The organism is Spirosoma flavus, from assembly GCF_054778555.1.
This window is the reverse complement of sequence record NZ_BAAGZL010000001.1, coordinates 2,079,473-2,091,401: the sequence shown is the minus strand read 5'-3', so window position 1 is coordinate 2,091,401 and position 11,929 is coordinate 2,079,473. Positions and strand designations below refer to the sequence as shown.

Here is an 11,929-nt window from a genome sequence, read left to right as displayed (position 1 = left end):
AGTGAGTTTTTAATTGAAAACAAACTCGCTAGATATCCATCTTACGAACAGGTCACCCAGATGTTGACTAACACCTGTTTATCATCCACGAATACAACTAGCAATGAGCATGCCAGTCAGGGATTCTAGTTCGCTTGTTTAAGCATTCCTACCATTAATTACTCGATTATGAAACACGTTTTCTGCTCACAGATGCCTCGCCCAGCTCTTCTTTTTTGTAGCCCTTCATGTCTCATCTATTCTACTTTGCTTATGGCTGCCAGCCATCCTCCGGGCTAGCGTTCAGCCGCTCTTGATTTTCCCATTTAGTCCTCTTTCCCTCAACAAAACTGATTTTTTATGAAACCTTTTCTACTATTCCTGGCCATCCGCCAGGATATGCAAAAATGCTTTGTTCTTTTCCTATCTATAGTATGGGCTAGTTTGTCAAGTCAGGCTCAGTCCAATCAATCCAGCACTTTAAAATTTCCGTCTCTACTCCCAACCCCCTCCGGAATTACGAGTAAACAACATCAGATCAGCACGGGCTCAGCCAGAGCGCTGGCGGCCACCATTCGCTACGTAAAGGCAGGGGCAACGGGTAATGGCTCCTCCTGGAGTCAGGCATCCGGCAATTTGCAGGCTATGATCAATGCGTCGGCTTCTGGTGATCAGGTCTGGATTGCTGGCGGTACCTATAAGCCTGGTACGACACGATCATCTTCTTTTTCGCTCAAGAACGGCGTGAGCGTACTGGGCGGCTTTACTGGTGTAAGCGGTACGGAAGGAAATACAAATGCCCGCACGGCCATGCCTTCTTCAACGACGTTATCGGGTGATATTGGAACTCCCAACGATCCAAGCGACAATTGTTATCATGTTTTCTACCATTCTTTAAATGGCCTTGATAATACCGCTATCTTGGATGGGGTCGTAATAACAGGAGGGAATGCGAATGGTTATAATGGATCGACTGTCTATGACGTCCGTGGTGGTGGCGTATTTAATTGGCTGGCCTCTCCTAGTTTTTTAAACTGCATATTTATCCGGAACTCGGCCAGCGAAAACAACAACGGTGGCGGGGCCTTCTTTCAGCAAGAGCAGACACAACCAACCAAGTTAATCAACTGTCAGTTTATCGATAACAGTTCTTCCTTTGGTAAGGATATTTATACAGCTTTGGCTGATGTAGATATAGTTAACTGCTATTTTACGGGTGGTTCAGGGGGCTCGTTCTCCATAGGTTCAGTTAACAATACACTCAACCTGACTAACTGTACTTTTCGTAGTAACCCGGCAGGAGCAGTAATTAGTAATTATGCTACGTTCAATTTCGTAAACTGTATTCTGTGGAATAATGCGGGAGCAGGGGCTCTTCTTAGATATCCTTCTACATCTATAATTAACGTCCGCTATTCGGTTTTGCAGTCGGGAGTGAGCGATTATACTGATGGCGGTAACAACCAGATCATCAGCCGCACGCCTTTTGCTAATGCTACGGGACCTCAACTGTTGCCCTGCGCCACGGCCATTGATGCAGGCAATAATGCCGCCAATTCAACCGCAACCGACGTACTGGGCAAACCTCGTAAAGCACGTACCATTGATATTGGGGCGGCTGAGTTTGATGGTACTCCCTATACTGTTGCGGTTAGTGCTTCGGCAACGCCCAATCCGGTTTGTGCATTCACCCCAACTCGTTTGCAGGCAACCGCCAGTAATTCCCTAAATCTTCCCTACAGCTATACCTGGACAGCCCCAACTGGTACTTTTCTGAGCAATGCCAATCTTAACCCAACAACAGCCACAGCCACAACAGCAGGTATAGCCAGTTTTAGTATTCTGGTCAGTGATGCGATTGGTTGTCTGGCAACGAACAGTGTTAACGTAACAGTGAATGCACTGCCTACGGCCAACATTCTCACTCCGACCAGCACTACGCTGACCTGTAGCACCCCGAGTTTAAGTCTGACGGCGACGGGTGGGGGAACGTATCGCTGGGACAACAACTCTACAAACGCAGTACGTAGCGTTGCCACTGGCGGTACGTATTCGGTGACGGTCACCAATGCCAACGGATGTACGGCGGTTGACTCTCAGGTTATCTCCATTAATAATACGGCTCCCACGGCCAATATTCTTGTTCCGACCAGTGCTACGTTGACCTGTACTACGACTGCTCTCAACTTAACGGCGACGGGTGGGGGAACATATAGGTGGAACAATAATACCACCTCAGCAGTACGTAGCGTCACGGCCGCAGGTACCTATTCAGTGACGGTAACAGCGCCTAATGGGTGTACCGCTAGTGATTCTCAGGTAATCAATAGCGATACTGCACCACCCACCGCCAGCATTCTCACCCCGGCCAGTGCTACGTTGAGTTGTAGTACGCCGAGTCTCAGTCTGACGGCGACGGGTGGAGGAAACTACCGGTGGAACGATAACGTACCGACCGCAGTACGTAGCGTTACGGTTTCTGGTACGTACTCCGTAACTGTCACTGCGCCTAATGGCTGTACCGCCACCGATTCGCAGGTCATCGCGGGTAGTACGACTCCGCCCAGCGCCACCATTGCTTATGCCGGTTCACCATTCTCCACCACAGCCGCACCGATCAACGTAACGCGCACAGGTACGGCAGGTGGTACGTATACAGCCTCTCCATCGGGGTTGAGCATCGACCCTGGCACGGGCCAGATTACGCCTGCCAGCAGTTCACCGGGCAACTACACGGTGACCTACACCGTAGCGGTTAGTGGAGCCTGCCCCCAGTTTACGACAACCACTACGTTGGAAATTCAGGCGGTCCCCCCCACCGGCTCTGGCTTGACAGCCACCCCCAGCATCGTCTGTTTGGGAAGTTCCGTTCATTTTACCTATACCCTACCCACCGGTGTGCTTGGTCTCGTTAACTATCAATTAACCAACGGCACCGACACACGTATTGGCGTAGTTAACGTGCTGGCCGGTAATCCGACGATCGAAGCGGACTTGACCCCGACTGTGGTGGGACCACAGACGTTTACGATGTCTGTGGCTACTGTAGGTATACAAATATCTTCGGCATCGACTAGTTTGACGGTCAATGCCCCCCCCACGGCCAGTTTATCAGCCAGTCAGGGGGGCACCCTGACCTGCGCAAATCCATCGCTGACCCTGACGGCAGGGGGAGGCACCAGCTATACCTTTGTGAATGGCAGCGGCACCCTAGGCACCCCAGGCAGTACCAATACCCTGGTGGTCAATAGTCCGGGCACCTATTCGGTCATCGTGGCCAATGCCAATGGCTGTGGCGTGAGCACCACCAGCACCGCAGTGAGCAGTAATACGGCTACTATCTTGGTTGCCAACCCTGCCACCACAGCGGCCACCCTATCCACCCCCTTCAGTCAGACCTTTACCGCAGTTGGTGGCGCATCGCCCCTCACTTTCACGCTGGCCACGGGTTACTTACCCGATGGGCTGAGTCTGGACCCGGCTACCGGTGTGGTGTCGGGAACGCCTACCCAGAGCGGTACGTTCCCCGTTACTGTTCGGGCCACCGATGCCAATGGTTGTTCAGGGGTGAGTGCTACCTATACGCTGGTGGTTGATGTCTTGCCCCTCACCATAACCGGCTTTACAGCTACTTCCAGCTCGGTATGCACCGGTAGTCCCTTGACCTTTACAGCCCTGATTGGCAATGTAACCGGAACGTATAACTACACGCTGACCAATGCTGGCGCTGGAACGGTTATGGGCACCTCCAGCAATCCCCTCTTCAGTCAGACCCTCATACCGACAAGCCCTTCCGAGAATGACTTTTACCGACTATTTATTCGGGCAAACGGGCTAGAGGCTAACAATATTACGGTGGTGAATGTACTGTTTCCTGCTTCCGCAAATTTGCAAAACAATGGTCCACTTAGTTGTACCCAGACCAGCGTGACCTTAACCGCCAGTGGGGGGAGCTCCTACAGCTTTAGCGGGCCCAATGGTCCTATTGCCAGCCCTAACAACATGGTTCTTGTCAGCCAGACAGGCCTGTATTCAGTGACGGTGGTGGCCAGCAACGGCTGTTCAGCAACGGCGACGACCACCGTGGGTCAGGATACTACCCAGCCTACGGTCAGCATCAGTCCAGGCTCTGCTACGTTAAACTGTGCTACGTCGTCGGCGAGTCTGAGTGCCATCGGTACTGGTACGTTCTTGTGGGATACGGGTGCCACTACGTCCTCGATTTCGGCCACGGCGGCCGGAATGTATTCCGTTACGTTGACGGCAATAAATGGCTGTAAGGCTTCGGCTTCAGCACAGGTGAGTCAGGACAACTCAGTACCTTCGGTTAGCATTAGTGCAAATCCGTCGCTGACAATTGCTAACGGGCAGAGTACTACGCTTACAGCAAATGGGGCCACTACGTATCAATGGTCTACGGGCGCCACTACTACCTCAATTGTGGTGAATTCCGCTGGTCCGTTTTCGGTGACGGGCACGACGGGTAACTGTTCGGCGCAGGCTTCGGTCATGGTCATCCAGAATACTCCTCCGGCTGGCCCATTTGCCATCACGGCGGTGACAGCCAATACGTGTCAGCAGATTTCGGCTAACCGCTACGTGATCAGCTTCACGCCGGTTTACGTCGGTACCAATGGGCAGCCCATCAGCTTCTCGGTGGTCAATGAACTTTTCCCCACCACCGCACCGGGGCCCTACACGCTGCAACTCTACACCGATAACCCGGTGATTACCCTCAAAGCGCAGCAAGCTGGAACACTGGGTGAAGTGAGCTATGTCTATAACTGGCTGGCGGCCTGTAGCTCACCCCAGCCCAACACTCCTCCCCGCGTGAATCAGCCACTGACGGATCAGATAGCTCGAGTGGGAGAAGGTTTCGGCTACACCCTACCCCAGGTGACTTTTACTGACAATGAGTCGCCCCAAAGCCTGGTCGTGACGGTAAGTGGTTTACCAGCCGGACTCAGCTTCACGCCACCCACCCAGATTGGCGGTGTGCCCACCGTAGCGGGCGTTCGTTCGGTAACCGTGACGGCTACCGATCCCCAGGGTCTCAGCGTCAGCACCAGCTTTATCCTAACGGTTGTTGAGCCCAACGCCGTAAACACGCCCCCCACGCTGGTGAATCCCATTTCGGCTCAGGTGGGTATTCAGGGGCAACCCTTTAGTCTGAATGTATCCAATACGTTCACGGATGCCCAGACACCCAATGCCCTGGTGCTGACAGCTAGTGGATTGCCGACTGGGTTGACGCTGGCGGGTACGCTTATCTCGGGTACACCGTCGGTGAGTGGTACCTCGATGGTATCGCTGACAGCGGTCGATCCAGGGGGACTCAGTGCTACGACCAGCTTTATGCTGACCATCCAGCCCACATCAGTGACGGCCAGTGCGCCTTTTGCTATCACGGGGGTAAGCCCAATCACCTGTACCCAAGTGGCCAATAATCGCTATGAGATCAGCTTTACACCCCGCTATTCAGGTGTTAATGGTCAGCCGATCAATTTCTGGGTGTTGAATGAGTTGGTACCCACGACAGCGCCGGGCCCGTATTCGTTGCAACTCTACAACGACAATCCGACCATTGTACTGAAGGCTCGTCAGGAGGGCAGTGCGGACGAATCTAGTTTCACCTACAACTGGCTGGCAAGTTGCGGTACGCCCCCTCAACCCAATTCAGCCCCACGGGTGAACATTCCGCTGACGAATCAGACGGCGCGGGTGGGTCAGGCATTTGGCTACACCATTCCGCAGCTGACCTTTACGGATAATGAAACACCGCAAAGTTTGGTACTCAGTGTGAGCGGCTTACCAGCGGGCATGAGTTTCAGTCCACCGACTCAGATTGGGGGCATACCAAGTGTGAGTGGCGTAAGCAGTGTGACAGTGACGGCCACAGACCCGGCGGGCTTGAGTGTAAGCACCACTTTCTCGCTGACGGTGTTGCCGGCCAATGCGCCGGTAGGCTTTGCCATCACGGGGGTGCAGACGTTGAGTTGCGTGAGTTTAAGTGCGGGTCGTCGGTCGGTTACCTTTATTCCGCAGTACAGTGGTTTGGATAGTAGCCCGGTGAGCTTCTCGATTGTCAATGAGCTATTGCCCACCACGGCATCTGGTCCCTACACCCTGGAGTTGTATACCGATAATTCAACATTGCGGTTGCGGGCTCAGCAGGGCGGCTCTCAGGCTAGTTATGATTACAACTGGCTGGCAGCCTGTTCAACCCCAGCCAGAATCGGTACAGGTGAATTGGCGAATCGTTTGCAAGTACGTGTCTTGGGCAACCCGGTTGACGGTGATCAGGTGGAGTTGGAGATACACGGCGTGGCAGGAGGATCGGTCATGGTTTACCTTGTAGACCAGCAGGGTAAGCAGGTCGCTCAGCAACGTATTCCACAGGCCGGACTGGTAGAGCGGTTACGCATGCCCGTTAACAATAGCCGTGGCCTGTTACTGCTTGATATACAGACAACAAGCCAGCGTCAGCAACTCAAAGTGCTAGTCAAATAGTGTGTTGATTAGTTATACTGCGTAAAAACGCCCAACTCTTGGCAGAGTTGGGCGTTTTTGCTGGTTATAAACAAGCCCTCGAATACGCCAGTACGTTCTAACGTAGGCGCATTAGATCCTTACGTTGGCAGGTTTGACAACACTCTTATCAAACAATGCTACTCAAGAAGACTTGTAATCCTTCCCAATGTACTTCCTGCACCACACGTAATGAACACGGACTAGCTGTAGCATCATGATAGGTATCTACTTCAATCATAACGTAGCATTCAGAAGAAATTAGTACGTCCACCACCAGGTTGCTTAACGATTTTATCCGGAACGTGCGGCCTGTTCTGCAATCACTTGTGACGATTTTTTTCGGCAAAAGGAAGGCCCGATCGAACCATTCTTGAGTAGTATATTGCAAACCGATGAATTACACATCCGCAATATTCTAAACTAATCAGTCTGAAAATCCAGAGACTGAGGCATTTAAACTAAAACCACGCTTGTGCTAAACCTGGCCTTTCCTTATCGAGGCCCTTATTATTTATGTCTTGTAATCTGAACGGCAAAGAATTATCAACCTACGATGTCATCATCATAGGCTCCGGGGCTGGCGGAGGCATGGCGGCCCACCAACTCACCAAAGCGGGTGCCAATGTCTGTCTGCTGGAAGCAGGAGGCTATTTTGACCCCGCTGATCCCAAATACATTACGCAGCTCAAATGGCCTTATGAGTCGCCAAGACGAGGTGCCAATACGGTTCGGCCGTTTGGCGATTTCGATGCGGCCTGGGGAGGCTGGCAAATCGATGGCGAGCCTTATTCCGCCCAATCCGGTACTGAATTCCACTGGTTTCGCTCCCAAATGCTGGGCGGACGTACCAATCACTGGGGGCGTATTTCGCTGCGCTTTGGCCCGGATGATTTTCGGCGCTATAGTCTTTCCGGGATTGGTGTCGACTGGCCCATTGGCTACGAAGATATGAAGCCCTATTACGACCGGGTCGATAAACTCATCGGCGTGTTTGGCACCAATGTCGGATTGCCGAATGAGCCCGATGGCTTTTTTCTGCCGCCCCCCAAACCTCGCCTGCACGAAATGCTGATTACCAAAGCAGCACGTAGCATCGGCGTACCGGTCTTTCCTTCCCGATTGGCGGTACTGACCAAACCCATCAATCAGGAACGTGGAACCTGTTTTTACTGTGCCCAGTGTGGTCGAGCCTGTTCGGCGTATGCAGATTTTTCGTCATCGTCGGCGCTGGTTATTCCAGCGTTGAAAACGGGCAAGCTTACGCTCATCAACAACGCCATGGCCCGCGAAATACTGACGGATTCTCAAAGTGGCCTGTGTACGGGTGTCTCCTACGTCGATAAGGTCAGTTTACAGGAACGCACCGTCAAGGGCAAGATTGTGGTTCTGGCCGCCAGTACCTGCCAATCGGCGCGGCTCCTGTTGAACTCAAAGTCTTCCAAATTTCAGCAGGGTCTGGCCAATGGTTCGGGCGTGGTCGGTAAGTACCTGAATGACTCAACCGGAGCGTCTCTGTCCGGTTTCGTGCCTGCCCTGATGAATCGCAAACGTTACAATGAAGATGGAGCTCAAGGCTGTCATATTTATACGCCTTGGTGGCTCGACAACAAAAAACTGGATTTCCCGCGAGGGTACCATATCGAATATGGGGGCGGTATGCGCATACCCGATTATAACTTCATGCCCGGCATAGAAGCTTATAATGGCCTTGTTGCCGACGCCAGTGGCAAGAAGAAAGAAGCAGGTGGGTATGGCGCTGGTTTAAAGGAGGATTACCTTCGATACTACGGTGCATTTGTCTCGATGTCAGGCCGGGGAGAACCGGTACCCCTGGAAAGTAACTACTGCGAAATTGATCCAAACCGGGTTGATCAATATGGAATTCCTACGTTGCGGTTTCATTACAAATGGTCTGATTATGAAATAAAACAGGCCAAACACATGCAGCAAACTTTCGATGAAATTATTCACGCGATGGGTGGGCATCGGATTGGTCCGGCTCCCGGTGCGGATCGAAACTATGGACTGGAAGCCCCAGGACGTATCATTCATGAAGCCGGAACGATACGTATGGGTAAAGACCCCAAAACCTCGGCTCTCAACCCGTTTCAACAGGCGCATGATGTAAAAAATCTGTTTGTTGTCGATGCAGCTGCATTCCCATCGCAGGGTGATAAAAACCTGACCTGGACCATTCTGGCTACATCCATGCGTACCTCAGACTATATCATCGATCAAATTAAAACGAAAGCCCTATGAACCGCCGGGACATTCTAAAAGCAATTCCTCTCACTACGTTGAGCTTACCGGCCGCAGCTTCTCCCGAGGCTTCACCAGCAGCGCCGTTGCCTAAAGCAGTTGCCACTACGTTCAAGGGTGGTAAGTCGCCCGAAGAGCAACGTAGAGACAGCGCTTTGCAAACGGCAAAATTCCTGACAGCCCATGAATTAGCTACCGTTACGTTGCTGTGCGATATTATTCTACCCGCTGATGCCCGCTCACCCAGTGCTTCGCAGGTAGGCGTTCCACAGTTTATTGAGTTTATGCTGAAAGATCAGCCGGATATGCAGACTCCTGTTCGTGGAGGACTGAACTGGCTGGATCACGAGTGTCGTCATCGTTTCGAAAAACCTTTTACGGAATGTACGGCGACCCAACGTATCGCCATCGTGGATGATATTGCTTACCCGGCTAAAGCCAAACCTGAATTTTCGCCGGGCGTAGCGTTCTTTTCGCGCATGCGTAACCTAACGGCAGCCGGATATTTCACCAGCAAAGCAGGCATTGCAGCTCTCGGTTACATGGGAAACACTCCTCATCAATGGGCCGGTCCTCCAAATGACGTACTGAATCAGTTTGGTCTAAGCTTTGACTCAGATGTGCACTATGCGGATATGGGCTGATGATTAAAATTTCAGGAATTGCATGCCCACTCTTCAAGATTTGATACCCGGCTGGCCTCTTATTTTAGGGCTTCTGCTCGCTGGTGAACAACAGAAAATGCCAATCGAAACACAATTGACTTTCGGGCCCAAAGGTCATACCCTTAACAATAACCAGGCTTTTTCGCCGGACGATCGCTGGATTGTGTATGATACACGTAATGTCGATACGGGTTTGGGCCAAACCAATTCAATAGAGTTGGTTGATGTGAACACGAAAGAAACCCGTCTGCTTTATCGAACGCCCAATCAGACCGAATACGGACCCGGAGCGGGCGCTGCTACGTTCTCGCCCACGGAGCCAAAGGTTCTGTTCTTACATGGACTCAGAAACGCCGATGCCCGCTACCCGTATTCCATGAGCCGACGAACTGGTGTGCTGGTTGCTGTCGATCAGCCACAGAATCCTCATTTTCTGGATGGTCGATGCGTTACGTCTCCGTTTGTACCGGGGGCGTTACGTGGCGGCACTCACGCGCATCAGTGGAGCGCCGACGGGCAGCGAATCAGTTTTACCTATAACGATGAAGTTATGGAACGGCTTTCCCAAACGAACCCAGCGGTAAAAGACCTTCGCACGGTGGGCGTTTTAACGCCGGCTCACCCCGTGAAGGTGCATAATACCAATAATGCGGATAGTTTTGATGGCGAGTGGTTTGCTACCGTTATTGCCCAAGTGACCGAACAGCCCAAAGAGGGTAGCGACGAGATCGAGCGGGCATTTGATGAGACCTGGATTGGCAATGATGGGTACCACAAAGCCGATGGAAGCAGGCAAAAACGAGCTATAGCCTTTCAGGGGAATGTTCGGAACAAGGAAAATCAACTCGTCACAGAAGTGTTTGTGGTTGATTTGCCGGAGGATCTGACTCAGGCCGTATCTGGTCAACCGCTGGAAGGTACCGCGACGACCCGCCCGAATCCGCCCGCTGGCGTACATCAACGTCGGATTACATTCACGGAACACGGGATTGAAGGTCCCCGGCATTGGTTACGAAGCTCGCCCGATGGCTCGCTCATTGGCTTCCTGGCAAAAGACACGGCTGGTCTGATCCAACTATTTGGGGTATCGCCCAACGGTGGTCCGATCCGGCAACTGACCCACCAACCATTTTCCATCCAAACAACCTTCAACTTCAGTCCAGACGGAAAACAGGTTGCTTATGCGGCTGATAACAGCATTTTCGTGAGCGATTTGGCTCGTGGGAAATTCCAGCGTCTTACTCCTAGATCGACTGATGAGCAGCGGCCGATCAATGGCGTAGTATGGTCCAACAAAGGGGATCGAATCGTTTACAACCGCTACGTTTCAACCGATGCCGGGCGATATATCCAATTATTCCAGTTAACTGGCTTTTAGACTGTTAATCCTATGAATAAGCGCCCAGAATAATCCATCTAATAAACTCATTTACAATAGGTTAATTGTTAACCGAAGTTAATATTCAGTCTGTATATTGCCGAAGTTTTGCCGAAATAGATTCATCCAAATGATATTCAGCTTTTCCGCTTCGCCTGATTTTGACTTTATGACTTATTTTGCCCGGCATGTACAAGCAAGGGTGCAGAACGATCTGTTAGTAATACCGGATTATTTAGGTCAGGGATACATACGTAAGTTAACATTCGGAGCGGACTTCAAGATCACCATTCACAGCTATCTGCTCAACGAAGATCTGATCATAAAGCGTAATACATCAGGGCAGGGAAATGACTTGATCACCGTTTTTTTTTACAACAACGAGCAAACGCTCGAGATTGCTTACGATGATGCTCCCCAGGTCCTTTTTTCGCAACGCGATGAGTCGGCAATCCAGGTGACCTCTAACGATCTCAGCTCAACCATCCGTTTTCCTGCCCATCAAACGATTCATTATGTGGTTGTCGCCATAAAACCACCGCGTTTAACCGAATTATTAGCCATCAACGAGCCTAATTCGGTACTACAAACCATTACTGGCAGCGGTAATTCCTTTCTTTTTTTTGAACGTATGACTGCAGAAACCAAATTGCTGCTGAAAAACTTGACTGCCGTCGATACAACTGCCCCTTTGAGTCATTTCTACATGCAGATCAAGGTGCAGGAACTACTCTATCTGGTTTTCCATAAATTGTCGTTACGCGAAAATGCTGCCCATCAAGCGATCAACAGCGCCGATGCGGAAAGGCTCTTGTACATACGTAATGAAGTCATCAGCGACCTGAGTGTGCCACCGGTAATCCGTGAGCTGGCTCAGGTCGCAGCCATGAGCGAAACCAAACTAAAACAATTGTTTAAGCAAACATTTGGCACCACCATCTACAACTATTATCAGCAAGCCCGAATGGAAGAAGCGGCCTTCCTTCTGAAACAGGGTAAGCATTCCGTTAGTGAGGTGGGCTATGAGCTAGGTTTTTCCAATCTGAGTCACTTTAGCCGACTTTTTGAAAAGCATTATGGCTTAAATCCTAAGCGATACTCAAATTCGTAGGGACTA

At 51.3% G+C, this 11,929-nt stretch carries 5 protein-coding genes; all 5 read left to right on the top strand.

Features of this window, described 5'->3' with window-relative positions; genetic code table 11:
* Window positions 1-339: 339 nt before the first annotated feature.
* On the top strand, window positions 340-6,489 hold the full coding sequence (locus ACYVF1_RS08130; RefSeq protein ID WP_461077397.1) for a putative Ig domain-containing protein: 6,150 nt from the start codon (window positions 340-342) through the stop codon (window positions 6,487-6,489).
* 534 nt (window positions 6,490-7,023) lie between these two features.
* Window positions 7,024-8,769, top strand: a complete 1,746-nt coding sequence (locus ACYVF1_RS08125) for a GMC family oxidoreductase (protein ID WP_461077395.1) — start codon at window positions 7,024-7,026, stop codon at window positions 8,767-8,769.
* Complete coding sequence (locus ACYVF1_RS08120) at window positions 8,766-9,413, top strand: gluconate 2-dehydrogenase subunit 3 family protein (RefSeq protein ID WP_461077393.1); 648 nt, start codon at window positions 8,766-8,768, stop codon at window positions 9,411-9,413. The genes ACYVF1_RS08125 and ACYVF1_RS08120 overlap by 4 nt, the downstream gene beginning before the upstream one ends.
* A 22-nt stretch (window positions 9,414-9,435) precedes the next feature.
* Window positions 9,436-10,812, top strand: coding sequence for a DUF3748 domain-containing protein (locus ACYVF1_RS08115; RefSeq protein ID WP_461077391.1), 1,377 nt, complete (start codon window positions 9,436-9,438; stop codon window positions 10,810-10,812).
* A 130-nt stretch (window positions 10,813-10,942) separates the two neighbouring features.
* Window positions 10,943-11,923, top strand: a complete 981-nt coding sequence (locus ACYVF1_RS08110; protein ID WP_461077389.1) for a helix-turn-helix transcriptional regulator — start codon at window positions 10,943-10,945, stop codon at window positions 11,921-11,923.
* Window positions 11,924-11,929 lie beyond the last annotated feature (6 nt).